The sequence below is a fragment of the Streptomyces sp. NPDC020983 genome (assembly GCF_044333485.1).
Classification (GTDB): Bacteria; Actinomycetota; Actinomycetes; order Streptomycetales; family Streptomycetaceae; genus Actinacidiphila.
The window spans coordinates 597,983-619,687 of sequence record NZ_JBIRRA010000004.1 but is presented as its reverse complement, the minus strand read 5'-3'; the positions used below and the strand labels follow the sequence as shown (position 1 = coordinate 619,687).

Here is a 21,705-nt window from a genome sequence, read left to right as displayed (position 1 = left end):
GCTTCCCACCCAATCCTTGTGACCTGTGACCACGAGGTCCCCCGCACGGTGCGGGCTTTACGAAACGTTGACCCCGAAGTCTAGGGCGATCCCGCGCAGACCGGAGGCGTACCCCTGGCCCACCGCCCGGAACTTCCACTCCCCGCCGTAGCGGTAGAGCTCGCCGAAGATCATCGCCGTCTCGGTCGACGCGTCCTCCGTGAGGTCGTAGCGGGCGAGCTCGGCCCCGTCACTCTGGTTGACGACCCGGATGTACGCGTCGCTGACCTGGCCGAAGGTCTGCGCGCGGGCGTCCGCGTCGTAGATCGACACCGGGAAGACGATCTTGTCGACGCGCTCGGGGACCAGCGTCAGATCCACCAGGATCGTCTCGTCGTCACCGCCGCTGCCGCCGGTGAGGTCGTCACCGGTGTGCTCGACGGAGCCCTCCGGGCTCTTCAGGTTGTTGTAGAAGACGAAGAACTCGTCCCCCAGCACCCGGCCGTTTCCGCACAGCAGCGCGCTGGCGTCCAGGTCGAAGTCGGCGCCGGTGGTCGAGCGGGCCCTCCAGCCCAGGCCGATCTGCACCCTGGTGAGATTCGGCGCGGCCTTGGAGAGGGAGACGTTGCCTCCCTTGGCCAGTGTGACGCCCATGGTGGTCCTTCCCCCTAGGTCGGTGCTCTGTCGCTGCTGCTCGGCCCCGGATCAGACGTTGACGCCGAAGTCCTGCGCGATACCGCGCAGACCCGAGGCGTACCCCTGCCCGATGGCGCGGAACTTCCACTCGCCGCCGTGCCGGTAGAGCTCGCCGAAGACCATCGCCGTCTCGGTCGAGGCGTCCTCGGTCAGGTCGTAGCGGGCCAGCTCGCGCTGGTCGGCCGCGTTGAGGACGCGGATGTAGGCGTTGCGCACCTGGCCGAAGCTCTGCTGGCGCTGCTCGGCCTCGTAGATCGACACCGGGAAGACGATCTTCACGACGTCGGCCGGAACGCCCGCGAGGTTGACGTTGATGACCTCGTCGTCGCCCTCGCCCTCACCCGTGAGGTTGTCGCCGGTGTGCTCGACGGAGCCGTCGGGGCTGCGCAGGTTGTTGAAGAACACGAAGTGCTGGTCCGACAGCACCTTGCCCGCCTCGTTCGTGAGCAGCGCGCTCGCGTCGAGGTCGAAGTCGGCTCCGGTGGTCGTGCGCGCGTCCCAGCCCAGACCGACGACGACCGCCGTGAGATTGGGCGCCTCCTTGGTCAGCGAGACGTTGCCACCCTTGCTCAGGCTGACTCCCACGAGTCCTCCCCATCGGTTCGTGTGTCTATACGTTCGTGCCGTACGTTCGTGCGTCCGGATGACGCACCCGGCCGACGAGGCGAGCTTAGTGACCCGTCCCCGCCGACCGCACTGCTTCCAGCGCCTTGACGTAGTCGTGAAGGTCCCGCGCGTCCGGCAGCCCGTTCACCACGGACCAGCGGATCACGCCTTCGCGGTCGATCACGAACGAGCCGCGCAGCGCGCAGCCCTTGTCCTCGTCGAAGACGCCGTAGGCGCGCGAGGCGTTGCCGTGCGGCCAGAAGTCGGACAGCAGCGGGAAGGCGAAGCCCTCCTGGTCGGAGAACACCCGCTGCGCGTGCATGGAGTCGCACGACACGGCCAGCAGCGCGGTGTCCTCGCCCTGGAGGGCGTCCAGCCCGTCCTGGAGGGCGCGCAGCTCGCCGCTGCACACGCTCGTGAAGGCGAACGGGTAGAAGACGAGCACCACGTTCCTTTGCCCGCGGAACTCTCCGAGGGTGACCGTCCGGCCGTGCTGGTCGGGCAGTGCGAAGTCAGGTGCCGGCCTCGGCGCGGTGCTGCTCATGCTTCCTCCTGGCGGCGTTCGCGCCGCGGGCCGCCCCTCGCGGGGGCACGCGCGGCCGCCCGCCGGTGACGGGGTGGGCGCGTGGCTCCCCGCGCCCCTGGGCGACGCGCGCCCCTCTCCCGCGGGGGCGGGGCCCGGAGGGCCCGAGGCTGCGGCGCCGGGCGGCCGTCGCCGAACGCGGGGAAGCGCGTGACCGGATACGGCTCACGCGCACTGTGCGCAAGGGAAAAACCCCGGCGGCGGGGAGCCGCACCGCCGGGTGGGCCGGGAAGGCTAGCGCTTGCCGGCCTTGGCGGCCTTCGGGGTCACCAGGCGCGTCCCCGTCCAGTCCTTCGCAGCGTTGACGCTGCTGGTCTGCGCGAGGCCGGCCGTCTGAGCGGCTTCACCGATCTCGCTGGGTTCGACGTGGCCGTCACGGCCCGTCTTGGGCGTCATGAGCCAGATCGGGGCGCCGGGGTCGATCGTCGACGTCGCGTCGACGAGCGCGTCGGTGAGGTCGCCGTCGTCCTCGCGGAACCACAGCAGGACGGCGTCGGGCACGTCGTCGTAGTCCTCGTCGGCGAGCTCCTCGCCCGTGAGCTCCTCGATGGCCTCCCGGAGCTCCTGGTCGGTGTCCTCGTCGTACCCGAGCTCCTGGACCACCTGTCCGGGCTCGAAACCAAGCCGGCTCGCCGGGTTGGTCCGCTCCTCCGCGTGGTCCGCGGTCGCGCTCACGCTTTGCCTCCTGTCATGGGGTGAGCCCGCGCGCACGCGGACTTATTGGCGGTAGTCCACACGGGCGCGGCGGATCGCGCAAGTACCCGGCGTACGAGACCGCCTAAACGGTGACGATTCGACCGTGTCGCCGCAACCCGTACCCCCTATGGTGACGCAGCTCACGACGGTTTGCCGGTGTTGGGCACGATTGGCGCCGCCAGTCGGTCGTACGTCCGAGTGGGCGTAGAGTTCAGGTTTGGCCGCGGGTGGGACCCGGCCCGTAGCGCCGCAGTCCCGGATGTTCCGCGGTTACCAATGGGTAGAGATGACGTTTGACGCGGGGCGGTCCACGATGGATGCGGCGCGACCCCGCGGTGCTAACGAGCACCACCACCGAGCAGCAAAGGAACAGCGTGGCTTCCGCATCCGATCGCAACCCGATCATCATTGGCGGCCTTCCGAGCCAGGTCCCGGATTTCGATCCCGAGGAGACGGCGGAATGGCTGGACTCGCTGGACGCGGCGATCGACGAACGCGGCCGTGAGCGCGCCCGCTACCTGATGCTGCGGCTCATCGAGCGTGCCCGCGAGAAGCGGGTCGCGGTGCCCGAGATGCGCAGCACCGACTACGTCAACACGATCGCGACCAGGGACGAACCGTTCTTCCCCGGCAACGAGGAGATCGAGCGCCGCATCCTCAACGCCACCCGGTGGAACGCCGCGGTCATGGTGTCGCGCGCGCAGCGCCCCGGGATCGGCGTCGGCGGCCACATCGCGACCTTCGCGTCCTCGGCCTCGCTGTACGACGTGGGCTTCAACCACTTCTTCCGCGGCAAGGACGACGGCACCGGCGGCGACCAGATCTTCTTCCAGGGCCACGCCTCGCCCGGTATCTACGCCCGCGCCTTCCTGCTCGACCGGCTGACCGAGGCGCAGCTCGACGCCTTCCGCCAGGAGAAGTCGAAGGCGCCGAACGGGCTGTCCAGCTACCCGCACCCGCGGCTGATGCCGGACTTCTGGGAGTTCCCGACCGTGTCGATGGGCCTGGGCCCGCTCGGCGCGATCTACCAGGCCCGGATGAACCGCTACATGCAGGCGCGCGGCATCGCCGACACCTCGGCGTCGCACGTGTGGGCCTTCCTCGGCGACGGCGAGATGGACGAGCCGGAGTCGCTGGGCCAGCTGTCCATCGCCGCCCGCGAGGGCCTGGACAACCTGACCTTCGTCGTCAACTGCAACCTCCAGCGCCTCGACGGCCCGGTCCGCGGCAACGGCAAGATCATCCAGGAGCTGGAGTCCCAGTTCCGCGGCGCCGGCTGGAACGTGATCAAGCTGGTGTGGGACCGCTCCTGGGACCCGCTGCTCGCCCAGGACCGCGACGGCCTGCTCGTCAACAAGATGAACACCACGCCGGACGGCCAGTTCCAGACGTACGCGACCGAGTCCGGCGCCTACATCCGCGAGCACTTCTTCGGCGGCGACCAGCGGCTGCGCAAGATGGTCGAGAACCTCACCGACGAGCAGATCCTGCACCTCGGACGCGGCGGCCACGACCACCGCAAGATCTTCGCCGCCTACACCGCCGCCCTGGCGCACAAGGGCCAGCCGACGGTGATCCTCGCCCAGACCATCAAGGGCTGGACGCTCGGGCCGAACTTCGAGGGCCGCAACGCGACCCACCAGATGAAGAAGCTCACCGTCGACGACCTCAAGCGCTTCCGCGACCGGCTGCACCTGCCGATCACCGACAAGCAGCTCGACGAGGGCTACCCGCCGTACTACCACCCCGGCCGGGACTCCGAGGAGATCCAGTACATGCACGACCACCGCAAGGCCTGCGGTGGCTACGTGCCGACCCGGGTGGTGCGCGCCAAGCCGCTGCCGCAGCCGGCCGACAAGACGTACGCGGCGGCGAAGAAGGGCTCGGGCGCCCAGTCGATCGCCACCACGATGGCCTTCGTCCGGGTACTGAAGGACCTCATGCGGGACAAGGAGATCGGCAAGCGCTTCGTGCTGATCGCGCCCGACGAGTACCGCACCTTCGGCATGGACGCGTTCTTCCCGAGCGCGAAGATCTACAACCCGCTGGGCCAGCAGTACGAGTCGGTGGACCGCGAACTGCTGCTCGCCTACAAGGAGTCGCCGACCGGGCAGATGCTGCACGACGGCATCTCCGAGGCCGGCTGCACCGCCTCGCTCGTCGCCGCGGGCTCGGCCTACGCCACGCACGGCGAGCCGCTCATCCCGGTCTACGTCTTCTACTCGATGTTCGGCTTCCAGCGCACCGGCGACCAGTTCTGGCAGATGGCCGACCAGCTCGCGCGCGGCTTCGTGCTCGGCGCCACCGCCGGCCGCACCACGCTCACCGGCGAGGGCCTGCAGCACGCCGACGGCCACTCCCAGCTGCTGGCGTCCACCAACCCGGCGTGCGTCGCCTACGACCCCGCCTACGCGTACGAGATCGCGTACATCGTCCAGGACGGCCTGCGGCGGATGTACGGCGAGACGGCGGACGGGCAGCCCGGCGAGGACGTCTTCTACTACCTCACCGTCTACAACGAGCCGATCCAGCACCCGGCCGAGCCCGCCGACGTGGACGTCGAGGGCATCCTCAAGGGCATCCACCGGGTCGGCGCCGGGCAGGCCGGAACGATCCCGGCGCAGATCATGGCGTCCGGCGTGGCCGTGCCGTGGGCGCTCCAGGCGCAGCGCATCCTCGCCGAGCAGTGGAACGTGCGTGCCGACGTGTGGTCCGCGACCTCCTGGAACGAGCTGCGGCGCGAGGCCGTCGACGTCGAGGAGCACAACCTGCTGCACCCCGAGGAGGAGCAGCAGGTGCCGTACGTGACGCGCAAGCTCACCGGCGCCGAAGGGCCCTTCGTGGCCGTCTCGGACTGGATGCGCTCGGTGCCGGACCAGATCGCCCGCTGGGTACCCGGCCGCTACACCTCGCTCGGCGCGGACGGCTTCGGCTTCGCCGACACGCGCGGAGCGGCGCGGCGTTTCTTCCACATCGACGCCGAGTCGATCGTGCTCGCCGTGCTGACCGAGCTGGCGCGCGACGGCAAGGTCGACCGGTCGGTGCTCAAGCAGGCCGTGGACCGGTACCAGCTGCTCGACGCCTCGGCCGCCGACCCCGGCGCGGCTGGCGGCGACGCCTGACCCGTACCCCCTCCGGAGCCCCGGACGGCCGTCGGCCGTCCGGGGCTCCGGCCTTTCCTCCACGGAGATCCGCACGGCACCCCCTAGGCTGATCGGGCGCGCCGCCGTCCCCTGACCCCCGGCCGGGCCGCCCGCACCCCGCACGGCCCCCTCCCGCTCCGTCCCGAGGCAACCGCGAGTGTCCGCACCTCCAGCGCCGCCCCTTCCCCGACCGCTCCTCACCGGGGAGCCGCACCGCGCCGGATACCCGCCGCCCCCGCGCCCACCCCGCTCCGGCCCCGGGCCCGCGGCGCGGGCGGGGATTGCCGGGCACCGCCCGGTGCGGGCCGGGACGCCGCTGCCGGCCCCGCCGGCGGCACCCCGGGTGCCCGCGCAGGCACGCCGGGCGGCGCCGCCGCGGCCGCGGGCGGGCCGCGTCCTCCTGCCCGGCGGCAGGGGGCCCGGCTCGGCGCGGGTCCTGGTGACGCTCGCCGTGGCGTTCGCCCTGCTGGCCACGACCGGGTGGGCGGCCGTACGCCAGCACGGCCCGCGGGACGCCCGGACGGCCGCCGTCGACGCGTGGCGCCGCGCCGCCGTCGCGGGCCACCGGCTGCCGGACCCGGACACCGCGCCGCCCGGCGCCGTCGCCCGCTTCTTCGCGGGCCTCACCCGCCCGCAGGCGCTCGGCCTCGCCCACCGCTACGCCCTCGTCGTCGGCAACCTCGACGGCGCGCCCCTGCCCCTGCGCTACCGGGCCAACCGCTGGGCCCTGCGCGCCGCCCGCGACCGCGAGCGGGCCCGCTCGCGCAGCGACGCCCTCTCCCCGGCCGGCCGCGAGAGGGCCGGGCGGCTCGCCCACCGCTACGCCTCGCTGCTGCGCCCGGGCCGGCAGATCCTCGCCTTCGACCCCTCCGGGGACGGGCGGGCCGCCGAGGTGTTCGGCGACCTGGCGGCCGCGAGCCGGATCGCGGTCGTCGTGCCGGGCGTCGGCACGGACGTCCTCGCCTTCGAGCGCACCCGCGGCCGCTACGCCGCCCCCGCCGGCATGGCCCGCGCCCTCTACCGGCGCGAGCGCGCCCTCGCCCCCGCCGCCAGGGTCGCCGTCATCGCCTGGGCCGATTACACCGCGCCCGGCGGCATCGGACTGGACGCCTCCACCGCGCGGCTGGCCGAGCGCGGCGCGCCCCGGCTGCTGCGGCTGCTCGCCGCCCTGCCCCCCGGCCGGCACGTGGCGCTCTTCTGCCACTCCTACGGCTCGGTGCTGTGCGGCGTGGCCGCTCCCCGGCTGCGGCGCGGCCAGGTCACCGACATCGCGGTGTCCGGCAGCCCCGGAATGCACGTCGGGCGGGCGTCGCAGCTGCACACCTCCGCGCACGTGTGGGCGGCCCGGGACGACGGCGACTGGATAGCCGACGTCCCGCACGTCGAATTCGCCGGCCTCGGCCACGGTACGGATCCGGTCGCCCCGGAGTTCGGCGCGCGGGTGGTACGGACGGGGCGTGCGGAGGGGCACGCCGGATATTTCGTCCCGGGCACCGCGAGCCTTGCGAACTTCGCCCGTATCGCGCTGGCCTGCTACCGCGCGGTCACCCTGGAGGACGCGGGCCCTTCCGCGTAACGGGCCTGCACCGTGGGGCAGAGGGATGGACCGATTACGCATAGGGTGACGCGTATGGGCGATGTGCTGGCCGGAAGCAATGCCGTATGGGAGTTCGAGCCCGACGCCGTCGTGATCCGGTACAGCCGGAGCGCGGGCCGCAACGCGCGGCTGCTCCCGGCGCTGCGCGAGCGGCGGATCCCGCACGCCGCGCTGGAGGCGGTGGAGCTGGAGCCGGGCCGCCGCGGGCACGTGGTGCTGCGGGCGGTGCCGCGGGCCGGGGCCGATCCGCTGGTCGAGGCGGCGGGCGGGCAGCTCAAGGAGACCGCCGACCCCTACCGGCTGATCCTGCCGGACTCCTCCGAGACGCTCGCGGAGTTCTACCGCGACGAGCTACGCGCGGTGATCGCCGGGCCGGGCGAGCCGCTCACCCGCTTCCTGGTGGACGCCCCCGCCCCGCCGCTGGCCTTCAAGGCGTACGACGCGCGGGCGCTGTTCGACGGCCGCACGGTCAGCTTCCGCTGGTTCTGGACGGGCGCCTCCACGGCCAAGTGGAAGGCCGGCGACCAGAGCTTCCCGGTGGAGGAGCTGCGCGGCGTCGACTGGCGCTCCCCGGAGCTGCTGCACGGCTACCTGCGGCTGCTGCGGCGCGACGGCGGGCCCCAGCCGGGAGAACCCGACCAGGACCCGGCCGCCGTGCTCTTCGGCCTGGGCTACGGCCCGGTGCAGGAGTCGCTGCCCTTCGCCGCCGCGGTGCTCTCGGCGATCCGGGCCGCCCGCGTCCGGCCGTAGCGGCCGCTACTCGCGCGCGTCGGACGTGGTGCTCATGTCCGGGTAGCGGTCGCCCGCCACCTGCGCGGCGATCGGCTCCAGCTCGGCGAGCTCGGCCCCGTCGAGGGTGATACCGGCCGCCGCGACGTTCTCCAGCACACGGGAGGCCTTGCGGGTGCCGGGGATCGGCACGACCGTCAGACCGTGCGCCCGGGCCCGCGAGTGCACCCACGCCAGCGCGATCTGCCCGGGCGTCGCGTCGTGCGCCTTCGCGATCCGGCGGACGGGCTCCAGCAGCTCCGCGTTGCGCCGGGCGTTGTCGCCGGTGAAACGCGGCTGGTGGCGGCGGAAGTCGTTCGCGGCCAGGTCGGCTGCGGCGTCCTGGAAGGAGCCGGTCAGGAAGCCGCGGCCGAGCGGCGAGTACGGGACGAACGCCACCCCCAGCTCGGCGGCCGCGCCGACCACCGACTTCTCGACGTCGCGGCTGAAGAGCGACCATTCCGACTGCACCGCGGCGATCGGGTGCACCGCGTGCGCCTCGCGCAGCTCGGCCCCGGTCACCTCGGACAGGCCCAGGTACCGCACCTTGCCCGCGGCCACCAGCTCGCCCATCGCGCCGACCGACTCGGCGAGCGGCACCCGCGGGTCGCGGCGGTGCATGTAGTAGACGTCGATGACGTCGATGCCCAGGCGCCGCAGGCTCGCGTCCACGGCCTGCCGGATGTAGGGCGGGTCGTTGCGGATGGCCCGGTAGGTGGGGTCGTCCGCACGGCGCTCGTTGGCGAACTTCGTGGCGAGGGTGATCTCGTCGCGGTGCGCGGCCACGAAGGGCGCGAGGAACTCCTCGTTGGCGCCCATGCCGTACATGTCGGCGGTGTCGAAGAGCGTCACGCCCGCGTCGAACGCGGTCTCCAGCGTCTCGCGGGCGGCCCCCTCGTCGGTGTCGCCGTAGAACTCGCTCATGCCCATGCAGCCCAGGCCCTGGACGCCGACCAGCGGTCCGTCCGTGCCCAGCCGTACCGTCTCGATCCGTGCGGCGGTCATCACGCACCTGTCCTCTCCGGCGCCGACTCGGCGCCCGCATACGTTGCGATCTTGTGGTCCAGCACGGTCAGGGTGTCCTGCAGCTCGACGATCCGGGCGACCACGTCCACCCGCGTCGCCTCCAGGAGCGCCTTGCGCTGCGCGAAGGTCCGGTCCCCGGCCCTCACCATCTCCGCGTACGTCACCATGTCGGCGACCGGCATGCCGGTGAGCCGCAGCTTCCCGACGAAGGCCAGCCAGTCCAGGTCCCGGTTCCGGAAACGGCGCTGCCCGGTGTTCGACCGGTCCACGTGCGGCATGAGCCCGATCCGCTCGTACCAGCGCAGCGTGTGCGCGCTCAGCCCCGTCAGCTCCGCCACCTCGCTGATCGTGTACTGGTCGCGCCCGTCCGGGCTCGGGTACGGCGGGGGCGGCGCGCACACCGCGGCCGGGGGCGTTTCCTGCTTCACCATCTGCACGACCGTCATGCTCCTCACGCTAAGACCCTGGAGTGCACTCCAGGCAAGTGCGGCCCGTTAGGCTCGCCGCATGGAGAGCCTGCGGATGATCGAACAGTGGCCGGTACCGAACGCGGCAGCGGTCGTCGTACGCAGGGACGGCACACTCGCGGGCACGTACGGCCCGCAGGACCGCGCCTTCCCGCTGGCCTCGGTGACCAAGCCGCTCACCGCCTACGCGGCGCTCGTCGCGTACGAGGAGGGCGCCTTCGAGCTGGACGATCCCGCCGGGCCGGACGGCTCGACCGTACGCCACCTGCTCGCCCACACCTCGGGACTGGCCTTCGACGAGCACCGCGTCATGGCCGCGCCCGGCACCCGGCGGATCTACTCCAACGCGGGCTTCGAGGTGCTCGGCGAGACCGTCGCGAAGGCCACCGGGATGCCCTTCGCCTCCTACCTGGACGAGGCGGTCCTGCGCCCGCTCGGCATGACCGCGACCGCCCTGACGGGCTCCCCCGGCGCGGGCGCCGTCTCCACCGCGGGCGACCTCGCCCGCTTCGCCGCGGAGGTCCAGGCCCCCCGCCTCCTCCACCCCACGACGGTGGCCACCGCGACCGGCGAGATCGCCTTCCCCGGCCTGCGCGGCGTCCTCCCCGGCTACGGCATGCAGTCCCCCAACGACTGGGGCCTCGGCTTCGAGATCCGCTCCGCGAAATCCCCCCACTGGACGGGCGCCCTCTCCTCCCCCGCCACCTTCGGCCACTTCGGCCAGTCCGGCACGTTCCTGTGGTGCGACCCGGCCGCCGGGCTGGCCTGCGCGGCCCTGACCGACCGCGCCTTCGGCCCGTGGGCGGTCGAGGCGTGGCCGCCCCTCACCGACGCGGTGCTCTCCGAGGGCGCCGGGGTCGCCTGAAGAGGGCCTCGTGCCCTTGCCGGGCGGGTGCGGACGCGTGGGGGCTGATCGCGCGGCTCCCCGCGCCCCTGACGTGGCGCCCTGCGCCGCGGCGACGGGGCCTCACCGCGCCGGCCGGCTTCCCCAGGCGCGCGGGGAACCGCGCGGCAAGCCCACCACCGGCGGAAGGTCCCGCGGGAGCGCGACGCGGCAGCCCGAAAGGCCGGAAGGCCGAAAGGGCCTCAGCCGAAGGAGGGCTCCGCGTCCATCGCCCAGTAGACGTACTCCGCCGGACCCGGCGTGCTCAGGGCCGGGGAGGCCTCGTCGGTGAGGCGGGCCGCGTCGCCGGGGCCCAGCGCCTCACCGGCGAGGTGGACGGTGCCGCGGAGCACGTGGACGTACCCGAACCGCGCGCGCGGCAGCGTCAGCTCGTCCGGGCCGCAGGGCCGGCCCGCCCAGAGCGTCGCGGCGGGCTGGCGCAGGGGCAGCGGGGCGTCCGGGGCTGAGCCCGCGAGGAGGGTGAGGCCCGGCCCCTCCGGCACCGGCGCGGTCGCGGTGGCGTGTCCCGGGGGCACCCCGAAGTCGCCGGGGTGCAGCCACATCTGGAGGAAGCGCAGGGGCCCCGCCCCGGCGTTGGCCTCGACGTGCCGCACGCCCGAGCCCGCGCTCATCGCCTGCGCGTCCCCGGCCCGCAGCCGTACCGCGGCCCCGTCCGCCCCGCGGTGCTCCAGCTCGCCCTCGACGACCCACGTCACGATCTCGGTGTCGCGGTGCGCGTGCTCGGCGAATCCGGCACCCGGGGCGAGCCGTTCCTCGTTGCAGGCCACGAGCAGCCCGAAGGAGACGTTGCCGGGGTCGTAGAAGCCGGAGAAGGAGAAGGCGTGCCGGGTGTCGATCCCGGCGGCCGCGTCACCGCCGCGGTAGCGGTCCGCCGCCCGCCGTACGTCGATCATGCCGCCACCGTAGCGGCAGCGCGGACGAACGGGACCGAAAGCCCACGAACAGGCATCCGGCGAATGGCGGGAAAACGGACCCCATAGGCTTGGCCACGTGCCGCATGCCTCTCAGCCCCCGCAGCCCCCCGCCGAACCCGGCCGCGGGGACCACTCCGCGACGCTGCGCCGGCTGGAGAAGTCGGCGGGGCGGCTGGCCGCCAACGCCATCGCGCGGATGGACGAGACGCTGCCGTGGTACCGCGCGATGCCGCCGGAGAACCGCTCGTGGATCGGCCTGGTCGCCCAGGCGGGCATCGCGGCCTTCACCGAGTGGTTCCGGCACCCCGAGGCGCCGCAGGCGATCAGCACGGACGTCTTCGGCACCGCACCGCGCGAGCTGACCCGGGCGATCTCGCTGCGGCAGACCGTGGAGATGGTGCGGACCACGATCGAGGTCATGGAGGCCGCGATCGACGAGGTCGCGGCGCCCGGCGACGAGACGGTGCTGCGCGAGGCGCTGCTCGTGTACGCGCGGGAGATCGCCTTCGCTACCGCGCAGGTCTACGCGCAGGCCGCGGAGGCGCGCGGTGCGTGGGACGCCCGGCTGGAGTCGCTGGTGGTCAACGCGGTGCTCTCCGGCGAGGCGGACGAGGGCGTGCTGTCCCGGGCCGCGGCGCTGGGCTGGAATTCGCCGGACAAGATCGTGGTGGTGCTCGGCACCGCGCCGAACGGCGACAGCGAGCTGACGGTCGAGGCGATCCGGCGGGCGTCCCGGCACGCGAAGCTCCAGGTGCTGACGGGGGTGCTGGGCGAGCGGCTGGTCGTGGTGGCGGGCGGTTCGGACGATCCGCTGCGGGTCGCGAAGGCGCTGATCGGGCCGTTCGCGCCGGGCCCGGTGGTGGCCGGCCCCGTGGTGGGCGACCTGCTGTCGGCGACCCGCTCGGCGCAGGCCGCGGCCGCGGGGCTGCGGGCCTGCCAGGCGTGGCCGGACGCGCCGCGGCCGGTGTCCTCGGACGATCTGCTGCCGGAGCGCGCGATGGCCGGCGACCGGACGGCCCGCGAGCAGTTGGTGGAGGAGATCTACAGGCCGCTCGAAGAGGCGGGTTCGGCGCTGCTGGAGACGCTGAGTGTCTATCTGGAGCAGGCGTCTTCGCTGGAGGGGGCCGCGCGGATGCTGTTCGTGCACCCCAATACCGTTCGCTACCGGCTGCGACGTGTGACCGATGTCACCGGTTGGTCACCCTCCGATGTGCGTTCCGCGTTCACCCTGCGCATTGCCCTGATCCTCGGCCGGCTCTCGGACAGCGAGCGGCGCGCGTAAGGGTTTGTTGGACACCCACAAATCACCTCACAGTTCTTGGTCCCTGTCCCCACGGGCGTCGGACCCCGTCGGCGAGAGAGAGTGTGAACGTGCTCGTACTCGTCGCTCCCGGCCAGGGCGCCCAGACGCCCGGCTTCCTCGCCCCCTGGCTCGAACTGCCCGGCGCCGCCGACCGCCTCGCCGGGTGGTCCGACGCGGCCGAACTCGACCTGGCCCACTACGGCACCGAGGCCGACGCGGACGAGATCCGCGACACCAAGGTGGCGCAGCCGCTGCTGGTGGCCGCCGGTCTGCTGTCCGCGGGCGCCCTCGGCGTCACGCCGGACGTCCTCGCCGGACACAGCGTCGGCGAGATCACCGCCGCCGCGCTCGCCGGGGTGATCTCCGCGGACGACGCGGTCTCCTTCACCGCCGCCCGCGGCCGTGCGATGGCCGAGGCCGCCGCGGTGACCGAGACCGGGATGTCCGCGGTCCTCGGCGGTGACCCCGCGACGGTGCTGGCGCACCTCGACGGGCTCGGCCTGACCCCGGCGAACATCAACGGGGCCGGCCAGATCGTCGCCGCCGGCACCCTGGAGCAGCTCGCCGAACTGTCCGCGAACCGGCCGGAGAAGGCGCGGGTCATCGCGCTCAAGGTGGCCGGCGCCTTCCACACCGCCCACATGGCCCCCGCGGTCGCCACGCTGGAGGCGCTCGCGCCGAAGCTGACCGTGAGCGACCCGGCCGTCCCGTATGTTTCCAACGCCGACGGGCAGACGGTGGACAGTGGCGCCGAGGTCGTCCGCCGCCTCGTGGCGCAGGTGTCCAACCCGGTGCGCTGGGACCTGTGCATGGAGACGTTCGCGGCGCGCGGCGTCACCGCGATCATCGAGGTCTCGCCCGGTGGCACCCTCGTGGGGCTCGCCAAGCGGGCACTGCCCGGGGTGCGGACGCTGGCGCTGAAGACCCCCGAGGACCTGGAAGCGGCCCGCGAGCTGATCGCGGAGGACGCCGGAGCCGCGGCCGCACCCGAAGCACCCGCCGAACAGGAGCCGTTGCAGCGATGACAGCGAAGATCAGCCCCAGCAAGGGCTCCCCGTACGCGCGGATCCTCGGCGTGGGCGGCTACCGCCCCAGCCGGGTGGTGCCCAACGAGGTGATCCTGGAGCGCATCGACTCCAGCGACGAGTGGATCCGGTCGCGGTCCGGCATCGCCAGCCGGCACTGGGCGGGCCCGGAGGAGACCGTCGCGGAGATGTCGCTGGCGGCCGGCGGCAAGGCCATCGCCGACGCCGGGATCAGCGCCTCCGAGATCGAGGCCGTCGTCGTCGCGACCGTGTCGCACTTCAAGCAGACGCCGGCCGTCGCCACCGACATCGCGCACCGCATCGGCGCGGGCAAGCCGGCCGCGTTCGACATCTCCGCGGGCTGCGCGGGCTTCACGTACGGGCTGACCCTCGCCAAGGGCATGGTCACCGACGGCACCGCCAAGTACGTGCTGGTGATCGGCGTCGAGCGGCTCAGCGACCTGACGGACCTGGAGGACCGCGCGACGGCCTTCCTCTTCGGCGACGGCGCCGGTGCGGTCATCGTGGGCCCGTCCGAGGTGCCGGCGATAGGCCCGACGGTGTGGGGCTCGGAGGGCGACAAGTCCGAGACCATCAAGCAGACCGTGTCGTGGGACGAGCACTTCCGCAACGCCGGGGAGGCCGGACTGCCGCAGGACTCCTCCGGCAAGGTGAAGTTCCCGGCCATCACCCAGGAGGGCCAGGCGGTCTTCCGCTGGGCGGTCTTCGAGATGGCCAAGGTGGCCCAGGAGGCGCTGGACGCCGCCGGGGTCAGTGCCGACCAGCTGGACGCCTTCATCCCGCACCAGGCGAACATGCGCATCATCGACTCGATGATCAAGGCGCTCAAACTGCCCGACCACGTCGCGGTCGCCCGCGACATCGAGACCACCGGCAACACCTCCGCCGCGTCCATCCCGCTCGCCATGGAGCGGCTGCTCGCCACCGGCGCGGCCAAGAGCGGTGACACCGCGCTGGTCATCGGCTTCGGGGCGGGTCTGGTGTACGCGGCGACTGTGGTTACTCTCCCCTAGTCACACCCTCCGCGGCGCCGCAGTCCCGCGCCGTCGCTTTCGGTCACACATCAAGGAGCCCCGAAGACAATGGCCACCCAGGAAGAGATCGTCGAAGGTCTCGCCGAGATCGTGAACGAGATCGCCGGCATCCCCACCGAGGACGTCAAGCTCGACAAGTCCTTCACCGACGACCTGGACGTCGACTCGCTGTCCATGGTCGAGGTCGTCGTGGCGGCCGAGGAGCGGTTCGGTGTGAAGATCCCGGACGACGACGTCAAGAACCTCAAGACGGTCGGCGACGCCGCCGACTACATCCTCAAGGCCCAGTAGGGCTGACGCCCGTAACCGGGCCGAAACGATCCCTCGGCCCTGCGGCCCGGGATCGGCCACCGGGACGACGCGCCTGTCGCCCGCCCTTCTAGACGTGGAGAGACAATTCCTGTGAGCCCGACCAATCGCACCGTGGTCGTCACCGGTATCGGAGCAACCACACCGCTGGGTGGCGACAGCGCGTCGACCTGGGAGGCGCTGCTGGCCGGTCGGTCCGGCGTGCGCCTGATCGAACAGGACTGGGCCGCGGACCTGCCGGTCCGCATCGCCGCCCAGATCGCGGTGGAGCCCGCGGAGGTGCTGCCGCGGCCGCTCGCCCGCAAGCTGGACCGCAGCGCGCAGTTCGCGCTGATCGCCGCGCGCGAGGCGTGGGCGGACGCGGGCTACACCGCCAGGGCCGGAGAGGACGAGGCGGTCGACCCGGACCGTCTCGGCGCGGTCATCGCCTCCGGCATCGGCGGCGTGACGACCCTGCTCGGGCAGTACGACGTCCTCAAGGAGCAGGGCGTCCGCAAGGTCTCCCCGCACACCGTGCCGATGCTGATGCCCAACAGCCCCGCCGCGAACGTCGGCATCGAGGTCAACGCGCGCGCCGGCGTCCACACCCCGGTCAGCGCGTGCGCCTCGGGCGCCGAGGCCATCGGCTACGCCGTGGAGATGATCCGCACCGGCCGCGCCGACGTCGTGGTGGCCGGCGGCACGGAGGCGGCGATCCACCCCCTGCCGATCGTCGCCTTCGGCAACATGATGGCGATGTCCAAGAACAACGACGACCCGCAGGGCGCCTCCCGCCCCTTCGACGCGGACCGCAACGGCTTCGTCATGGGCGAGGGCGCGGGCGTGGTCGTGCTGGAGTCCGCGGACCACGCGCGGGCGCGCGGCGCCCGGGTGTACGCCGAGGTGATAGGGCAGGGCATCTCCGCCGACGCCCACCACATCACCCAGCCGGAGCCGAGCGGCCGCGGTATCGCGGCGGCCCTCCAGCACCTGCTGGACACCTCCGATCTCAAGCCGGCCGAGATCGTGCACGTCAACGCGCACGCCACGTCCACCCCGCAGGGCGACATCGCGGAGATCAAGGCGCTGCGCAGCGTCTTCGGCGACGACGTGGACCACATGGCGGTCTCCGCGACCAAGTCCATGACCGGCCACCTGCTGGGCGGCGCGGGCGGTATCGAGACCGTCGCCACCGTGCTGGCCGTGCACCACCGGACGGCCCCGCCCACCATCAACCTGGCCAGCAAGGACCCGGCCGCCGACGCGGACATCGTGGCGGGCGGGCCCCGCACGCTGCCCGAGGGCACGATCGCGGCCCTCAACGACTCCTTCGGCTTCGGCGGCCACAACGTCGTCCTGGCCGTGCGGAGCTGGAGCAGCTGACCTCCGCCCCGTGAGGCGCCGGTGAACCCGGGGCGGGCCCTGTGCCCGCCCCGGGTTCACCGCTGTCCGCGGCCCTACGCGTCCCAGCTCGCGAAATAGGCCGCCGCCATGTCCTCGGCGGCGTGCCCCTGGGCGGCCGCCCGGCGGAAACGCGCGGCGCCGGCCGTGGCGACGTCCATCCGCACGCCCGCCGACTCACCCGCCGCGACGATCAGGTCCAGGTCCTTGGCGGCGCCCTCGACGGTGAAGCTCGGGCTGAAGTCGCCGCCGAGGATGGCCGCGGCCTTCATCCGCAGATAGGGCGAGTCCATCGCGCCGCCCTCGATGGCCTCGAAGAAGCGGTCCGGGTCCACGTCCAGGGCCTTGGCCAGGGCGAGCGTCTCGCCCGTCGCGGCGGTCAGGGCCAGCACCCAGTTGTTGAGCACGAGCTTCAGCCGGCTGGCCGGGCCCTCCTCGGGCGCGCCGGGCAGCCATACGGTCGTGCGCCCGATCGCGTCGAAGACCCGGTCGGCGACCGGCCGGGCGGCGTCGGGCCCGGCCGCGAGCACGGTGAGCTGCCCCGCGTCGGCCACCGAGCGCGTACCGAGCACGGGCGCGTCGACGAAGAGCAAGTCGTGGGCGGCGGCCCGGGCGGCGAGCAGCGCCTGCGCCTCGGGCCCCACCGTGCCCGTCTGGAGCCACACGGCCCCGGCGGGCAGCGCGGGCTCGGCGGCGGTCAGCACCTCCAGGGTGGCCGGGCCGTCCAGCAGCATCGTCAGCACCGCGTCGGCGCCGCGCACGGCGTCCGCGGGGGCGGTGGCGACGCCGATGCCGTCGTCGGCGAGGGGCCGCGCCTTGGCGGCCGTACGGTTCCAGACGCGGACGTCATGGCCGGCGGCGTGCAGGTTGCGCGCCATCCCGGCGCCCATCAGGCCGGTGCCGAGGACCGCGACGGTGAGGTTGTCGGACATGAGCGCAGGCTACGGTGCGGGGCCGCCGCCGCGGCAGGGCCCAAACGGGTCACGCTGGGCCGTACGCGGGCGCGTGCGGCCCTCAGACGACCTGGTGGAGCCAGCGGACCGGGGCGCCCTCACCCGCGTAGCGGAAGGGCTCCAGCTCGTCGTCCCAGGGCTTGCCGAGCAGGCGCGCGAGCTCCGCCTCCAGATCGGCCTCGCCCTTGCGTGCGCGCTGCATGGCGGCGCGCAGCCGGTCCTCCGGGATCAGGATGTCCCCGTGCACGCCGATCACGGCGTGGAAGATGCCCAGCCCGGGCGTGGCGCTGTAGCGCTCGCCCTCCGCACCCGCGGACGGCTCCGCGGTGACCTCGAAGCGCAGCAGGTGCCACCCGCGCAGCGCGGACGCGAGCTTGGAGGCGGTGCCCGGTTCACCCTGCCAGGAGAACTCGGCACGCCAGGTGCCGGGCGCGGCCGGCTGCCGGATCCAGTCCAGGCTCACGCGCACGCCGAGGACGCCCGCGACGGCCCATTCGACATGCGGGCAGAGCGCGCGCGGAGCGGCGTGCACGTACAGAACACCACGTGTCGTCACCGGTACCTCCAGTGTGGGACGAGGTTCGCCTTCCCCAGCGGCCTCGCCACCCGAACCGGCTGCTCCCGGGGCAACATCAGGCTCATTCTGCACTATTCCCGACAAACAGGACAACACCAGACGTTTGACGCCCGGTCATGCCGACCTCCCGTCACATCGCCCGGGTGTCAGGGAAAAAGCTACCTTGCGGCGTCTCCCGGAGCGTGACGTACGGTCGGGCTGGTAGCGGATGTCACCCACTCGTCGGAGGGAAGTCCCGTATGCGCGCGCTCCTGCGACACTCCCTGGCGCTCGCCGCCGGTGCCGCTCTGCTGGGCGGATGCTCCTCGGGCGGGGCGCCCCCGGCCGCCAAGAGCCCCCCGGCCGGGTCGCCCTCCGCACACACCTCGCATTCCGCTCCCAGGGCCGCGCCCGCCGCCCCCGCCCGCCCCTGGAACGTCCACCCGGCGTCCGTCGCCGCCCTCGGCGACTCCATCACCCGCGGCTTCGACGCGTGCAAACCGCTCCAGGACTGCCCCGACGTCTCCTGGGCCACCGGCTCGCGCGGCTCCGTCGCCAGCGTCGCCAGCCGCGTCGCCGGGGGCGGCAGCTGGAACCTCGCCCGCACCGGCGCGCGGGTCGCCGACCTGCCCGCCCAGGCGGAGGAAGCCGCCGCGCACAAACCGGCCATGGTCACCATCCTCATCGGCGCCAACGACGCGTGCCGCACCTCGACCGCGGCGATGACGTCCGTCGCGGACTTCCGCGCGGACTTCGCGAAGACGCTCGGCTACCTGCACCGGACGCTGCCGGCCACACAGGTGCTCGTCGCCTCCATCCCCGACCTCCGGCACCTGTGGTCGGTGGGCCGCGACAACGCGCTCGCCCAGCAGCTCTGGAAGCTCGGCCTGTGCCCCACGATGCTCGACGCCCCCTCGTCCGACGCCCCCGCCGCCCGCACCCGCCGGGACGCGGTCCGCGCGCGGGTCGTCGCCTACAACGCCGCGATGGGCGCGGTGTGCGCCCGGTACGACCGCTGCCGCTACGACGGCGGCGCCGTCTTCCGCTACCCCTTCACCGCGGACCAGCTCAGCACGTGGGACTGGTTCCACCCCAGTCCCCGGGGCCAGCACGAACTGGCCGCCCTCCTCGCCGGGATCGCCTCGCGGCCACCGTCCTGACACCCCGGGCCGCCCCCGCGGGTCTCCCCGCTCTACCCGCCGTGGCCCGTCGCCCGGCCCGCCACGGCGGCGGCCGCGCGGACGAAGGCGGCCAGGGCCGGGGAGGTGGCGTGCTCGGGCCAGGCGAGGACGAGCGTGGTGGGCTCGGCATCGTCGACTGGGACAGCGACCAGGTCGTCGCGGAGCTGGTCGCGGATGGAGGAGGGGAGGACGGCGACCGTACGGCGCAAGGCGATGAGGTGGAGAAGCTGCGCAAGGTCGTGGACCTCGGGTCCGTGCGAGCCGCCCTCGGATGCGCCCGGCCAGCGCGGCAGGGTCTCCCCGGCGAGGTCGTTCAGGCAGACCCGGCTACGGCCCGCGAGGCGATGCGAACGCGGCACCACGAGAAGTTGGGTCTCGGTCAGGAGGTCCTGGGTGTCCAGGCCGGTGAAGTCGTGGTGGGGGCGGTGAAGCAGGGCGGCGTCGGCACGCCCCTCCCGCAGGAGGATCTCACGCTCGCCGAAGCTGCACACCAGCTCGACCGGCAGCGCACCCGGCTCAGCCTGGTAGGCGTCGAGGATCGCGGGCAGCAGGCCACCGTCGCCGCCCGGCTTGATGACCAGGACCAGACGCGGGTCGTCGCGGCCGGCCCGCCGGGTGCGGTGCGCCGCGGCCGACGCGGCGTCGAGCACCGTACGGCTCTCGCGGAGCAGGACGGCCCCCGCCTCGGTCAGCGCGACCCGGCGACCGCCACGTTCCAGCAGGGCTACGCCCAGCCGTCGTTCGAGCTGCTGAATGGCGCGGGAGAGCGGCGGTTGGGTCATCCCCAGCCGGGCGGCCGCCCGGCCGAAGTGCAGTTCTTCGGCGACAGCGGTGAAGTAGACGAGCTCGCGGACCTCCGGTCTTTCCATACCCGCACGGTATCGCTGCGTACCTGAACGGTGTTGGAACCCCCGGCCGCCCCGGTGGTTGGCTGAACGCATGACAGAAACCACGACTGCCCTGGTCACCGGTGCCAACAAGGGCATCGGGCGCGAGGTCGCAGCCCGGCTCGCCTCGCTCGGTTCGAACGTCCTGCTGGCCTCGCGCGACCCGCACCGCGGTGCGGCAGCCGCAGCCGAGCTGGGCCCGCGGGTGTATCCGGTCACCCTGGACGTCACCGACCACGCCGGCGTCCTGTCCGCCGCCCGCTGGATCGAGGAGCGCTTCGGCCGGCTGGACATCCTGGTCAACAACGCCGGCATCTCCGGCGACCTCGCCGCCCAGAGCCCGGGCAGTGTCGAACTGTCCGCTGTACGCGAGGTGTTCGAGACCAACGTGTTCGGCGTGATCAGCGTGACCACCACGATGCTGCCGCTGCTCGCCCGCTCCCCCGCCGCCCGGATCGTCAATGTCAGCAGTGGACTGGGCTCCATCGCCCGGATGACCGATCCCGAGGACTACTTCACGACCCGGCCCCCGTTGGCCGCGTACGTCCCGTCCAAGACCGCGCTCAACTCGCTGACCGTGCAGTACGCCAAGGAACTGCGCAGCCGCAACATCCTGGTCAACGCCGCCGATCCGGGGCCGTGTGCGACCGACCTCACCACCGCGTTCCCCGGCCTCACCCGCACCGCGGCCGACGGCGCGGCCGTGGTCGTCCGGCTCGCCACGCTGCCCGACGACGGGCCGACCGGCGGCTTCTTCGACGAGCACGGCCCGGTTCCCTGGTGAGCTGCCTGTCAGGGACCCGGGGGACGGATTGGTGGGGATCAGCCCGGACGGGAGCGGGGTCAGACTCCAGGCGGAGAACGCGGAGATCTTCCAGCCGGCGGGGAACGTCCGGGCGACCAGGCAGACGTACTCACGCACCTGGCCGCTGATCACCCTGGGGCGGCCCCGCTCCATCGTGGGTCCAGCGCCTCGAACTCCCCCTCGTCGAAACGGAAGATCGGTCACCCGACCAGGGATCCGCGCCAAGCCCGCTAGTCACACCACCACAGCACCTGCTTGCACGTCGCGGACGGCGACGGCGACGGCCGGTGCGTGGGGGGCGGCGCGGTCGTCGTGGCGGACGGCGCCGCCGTCGTCGGGCGGTGGGTGACGGGCACCGTGGGGCGGGACGCAGTCGCGGTCGGGGAGGACGCCGTGGGCGACGCCGTCGTGGCCGGCGGCCGCGAGCGGCTCGCCGACGGCGCCGACGACGTCGGCGCGTCCGAGGGCGCGGACGGCGGCTCGGACGCGGACGGTGAGGTCGCGGGCGCCGCCGGCGACGTCCCGTCGGGTACTTCCGGCGCGGACGGAGCCGGCGCCGACTCGCCCCCGGACAGCGCCGCCATGGAGAGCATGGCGAGTGCACCGGCGACGGCGACCGCCCCGACGCCGTAGACGGCGGCCCGCTGCTGCCGGTCGCGGCTGCGCCGCCGCTTGCGGTTGCGGGCGCTGTTGCGGGCGGCGGCCCGCCCGGGCCGGGCGGCGGGCGGCGGCTCGTCGTCCGCGGGGACGAGCGGGAGTTGGGCCGTCTCCCCGAGCTGCGGCAGTTGGAGCTGGTCCGCCGGCGTACCGCACCCCGGGCAGGAGTATGCGCCGTTCAGGTGGCGCCGGCACGCGTAGCAGTAATCCATGGC

The 21,705-nt window shown here is 73.3% G+C and carries 22 protein-coding genes; 12 read left to right on the top strand and 10 right to left on the bottom strand.

Going from position 1 to position 21,705, the window contains the following annotated elements:
* Window positions 1–57 precede the first annotated feature (57 nt).
* The 4 genes from ACH4SE_RS11850 to ACH4SE_RS11835 all read right to left on the bottom strand — a co-directional run bounded on the left by ACH4SE_RS11850 (window position 58) and on the right by ACH4SE_RS11835 (window position 2,539).
* Window positions 58–633 (bottom strand): TerD family protein, encoded by a 576-nt coding sequence (locus tag ACH4SE_RS11850; RefSeq protein ID WP_398543172.1) that lies wholly within the window; start codon window positions 631–633, stop codon window positions 58–60.
* Between the two features lie 51 nt (window positions 634–684).
* A complete protein-coding gene (locus ACH4SE_RS11845; protein ID WP_031523543.1) occupies window positions 685–1,260 on the bottom strand; it encodes a TerD family protein in 576 nt (191 codons plus the stop codon).
* An 85-nt stretch (window positions 1,261–1,345) separates the two neighbouring features.
* On the bottom strand, window positions 1,346–1,825 hold the full coding sequence (locus ACH4SE_RS11840) for a peroxiredoxin (protein WP_398543171.1): 480 nt from the start codon (window positions 1,823–1,825) through the stop codon (window positions 1,346–1,348).
* A 273-nt stretch (window positions 1,826–2,098) separates the two neighbouring features.
* The gene (locus ACH4SE_RS11835; RefSeq protein ID WP_398543170.1) at window positions 2,099–2,539 is read right to left on the bottom strand and encodes a DUF3052 domain-containing protein; all 441 of its coding nucleotides are present in this window, start codon (window positions 2,537–2,539) and stop codon (window positions 2,099–2,101) included.
* A gap of 395 nt (window positions 2,540–2,934) precedes the next feature.
* Between ACH4SE_RS11835 and aceE the strand changes: the two genes are divergently transcribed.
* The 3 genes from aceE to ACH4SE_RS11820 all read left to right on the top strand — a co-directional run bounded on the left by aceE (window position 2,935) and on the right by ACH4SE_RS11820 (window position 8,050).
* Window positions 2,935–5,682, top strand: coding sequence for a pyruvate dehydrogenase (acetyl-transferring), homodimeric type (gene aceE, locus ACH4SE_RS11830; protein WP_398543169.1), 2,748 nt, complete (start codon window positions 2,935–2,937; stop codon window positions 5,680–5,682).
* A gap of 421 nt (window positions 5,683–6,103) precedes the next feature.
* Window positions 6,104–7,279 carry an alpha/beta hydrolase gene (locus tag ACH4SE_RS11825; RefSeq protein WP_398543208.1) on the top strand — a complete coding sequence of 392 codons (1,176 nt, stop codon included), beginning with the start codon at window positions 6,104–6,106 and terminating at the stop codon, window positions 7,277–7,279.
* A 54-nt stretch (window positions 7,280–7,333) separates the two neighbouring features.
* Window positions 7,334–8,050: a DUF4429 domain-containing protein gene (locus ACH4SE_RS11820; protein ID WP_398543168.1), complete on the top strand. Its 717-nt coding sequence runs from the start codon at window positions 7,334–7,336 to the stop codon at window positions 8,048–8,050.
* Between the two features lie 6 nt (window positions 8,051–8,056).
* Here ACH4SE_RS11820 and ACH4SE_RS11815 read toward each other — a convergent pair whose 3' ends face one another.
* Together ACH4SE_RS11815 and ACH4SE_RS11810 are read right to left on the bottom strand one after the other, a co-directional pair.
* Complete coding sequence (locus ACH4SE_RS11815) at window positions 8,057–9,073, bottom strand: aldo/keto reductase (protein WP_398543167.1); 1,017 nt, start codon at window positions 9,071–9,073, stop codon at window positions 8,057–8,059.
* Window positions 9,073–9,540: a MerR family transcriptional regulator gene (locus tag ACH4SE_RS11810; protein ID WP_398543166.1), complete on the bottom strand. Its 468-nt coding sequence runs from the start codon at window positions 9,538–9,540 to the stop codon at window positions 9,073–9,075. Before ACH4SE_RS11810 ends, ACH4SE_RS11815 begins: the two co-directional genes overlap by 1 nt.
* A gap of 61 nt (window positions 9,541–9,601) precedes the next feature.
* Here ACH4SE_RS11810 and ACH4SE_RS11805 point away from each other — a divergent pair, with 61 nt between their 5' ends.
* A complete protein-coding gene (locus tag ACH4SE_RS11805; protein ID WP_398543165.1) occupies window positions 9,602–10,426 on the top strand; it encodes a serine hydrolase domain-containing protein in 825 nt (274 codons plus the stop codon).
* A 221-nt stretch (window positions 10,427–10,647) separates the two neighbouring features.
* Here ACH4SE_RS11805 and ACH4SE_RS11800 read toward each other — a convergent pair whose 3' ends face one another.
* Window positions 10,648–11,358 carry a pirin family protein gene (locus ACH4SE_RS11800; protein ID WP_398543164.1) on the bottom strand — a complete coding sequence of 237 codons (711 nt, stop codon included), beginning with the start codon at window positions 11,356–11,358 and terminating at the stop codon, window positions 10,648–10,650.
* A 97-nt stretch (window positions 11,359–11,455) separates the two neighbouring features.
* Between ACH4SE_RS11800 and ACH4SE_RS11795 the strand changes: the two genes are divergently transcribed.
* The 5 genes from ACH4SE_RS11795 to fabF all read left to right on the top strand — a co-directional run bounded on the left by ACH4SE_RS11795 (window position 11,456) and on the right by fabF (window position 16,433).
* Window positions 11,456–12,661 (top strand): PucR family transcriptional regulator, encoded by a 1,206-nt coding sequence (locus ACH4SE_RS11795; RefSeq protein WP_398543163.1) that lies wholly within the window; start codon window positions 11,456–11,458, stop codon window positions 12,659–12,661.
* 89 nt (window positions 12,662–12,750) lie between these two features.
* The gene (locus tag ACH4SE_RS11790) at window positions 12,751–13,707 is read left to right on the top strand and encodes an ACP S-malonyltransferase (protein ID WP_398543162.1); all 957 of its coding nucleotides are present in this window, start codon (window positions 12,751–12,753) and stop codon (window positions 13,705–13,707) included.
* Window positions 13,704–14,741, top strand: a complete 1,038-nt coding sequence (locus ACH4SE_RS11785) for a ketoacyl-ACP synthase III (protein WP_398543161.1) — start codon at window positions 13,704–13,706, stop codon at window positions 14,739–14,741. The genes ACH4SE_RS11790 and ACH4SE_RS11785 overlap by 4 nt, the downstream gene beginning before the upstream one ends.
* A gap of 69 nt (window positions 14,742–14,810) precedes the next feature.
* A complete protein-coding gene (locus tag ACH4SE_RS11780; RefSeq protein ID WP_398543160.1) occupies window positions 14,811–15,053 on the top strand; it encodes an acyl carrier protein in 243 nt (80 codons plus the stop codon).
* A 111-nt stretch (window positions 15,054–15,164) separates the two neighbouring features.
* The gene (fabF, locus tag ACH4SE_RS11775; protein ID WP_398543159.1) at window positions 15,165–16,433 is read left to right on the top strand and encodes a beta-ketoacyl-ACP synthase II; all 1,269 of its coding nucleotides are present in this window, start codon (window positions 15,165–15,167) and stop codon (window positions 16,431–16,433) included.
* A gap of 74 nt (window positions 16,434–16,507) precedes the next feature.
* On the opposite strand, the gene ACH4SE_RS11770 is transcribed toward fabF, so the two are convergent.
* Together ACH4SE_RS11770 and ACH4SE_RS11765 are read right to left on the bottom strand one after the other, a co-directional pair.
* Window positions 16,508–17,383, bottom strand: coding sequence for an NAD(P)-dependent oxidoreductase (locus ACH4SE_RS11770; protein ID WP_398543158.1), 876 nt, complete (start codon window positions 17,381–17,383; stop codon window positions 16,508–16,510).
* A gap of 82 nt (window positions 17,384–17,465) precedes the next feature.
* A complete protein-coding gene (locus tag ACH4SE_RS11765) occupies window positions 17,466–17,960 on the bottom strand; it encodes a DUF3145 domain-containing protein (protein WP_398543157.1) in 495 nt (164 codons plus the stop codon).
* 260 nt (window positions 17,961–18,220) lie between these two features.
* On the opposite strand from ACH4SE_RS11765, the gene ACH4SE_RS11760 reads away from it, so the two are divergent.
* Complete coding sequence (locus tag ACH4SE_RS11760) at window positions 18,221–19,120, top strand: SGNH/GDSL hydrolase family protein (RefSeq protein ID WP_398543156.1); 900 nt, start codon at window positions 18,221–18,223, stop codon at window positions 19,118–19,120.
* Between the two features lie 32 nt (window positions 19,121–19,152).
* On the opposite strand, the gene ACH4SE_RS11755 is transcribed toward ACH4SE_RS11760, so the two are convergent.
* Window positions 19,153–20,010, bottom strand: coding sequence for a LysR family transcriptional regulator (locus ACH4SE_RS11755; RefSeq protein WP_398543155.1), 858 nt, complete (start codon window positions 20,008–20,010; stop codon window positions 19,153–19,155).
* A gap of 70 nt (window positions 20,011–20,080) precedes the next feature.
* Between ACH4SE_RS11755 and ACH4SE_RS11750 the strand changes: the two genes are divergently transcribed.
* On the top strand, window positions 20,081–20,812 hold the full coding sequence (locus tag ACH4SE_RS11750; protein WP_398543154.1) for an SDR family oxidoreductase: 732 nt from the start codon (window positions 20,081–20,083) through the stop codon (window positions 20,810–20,812).
* 276 nt (window positions 20,813–21,088) lie between these two features.
* Window positions 21,089–21,466, top strand: a complete 378-nt coding sequence (locus tag ACH4SE_RS11745) for a hypothetical protein (protein ID WP_398543153.1) — start codon at window positions 21,089–21,091, stop codon at window positions 21,464–21,466.
* Window positions 21,467–21,705 lie beyond the last annotated feature (239 nt).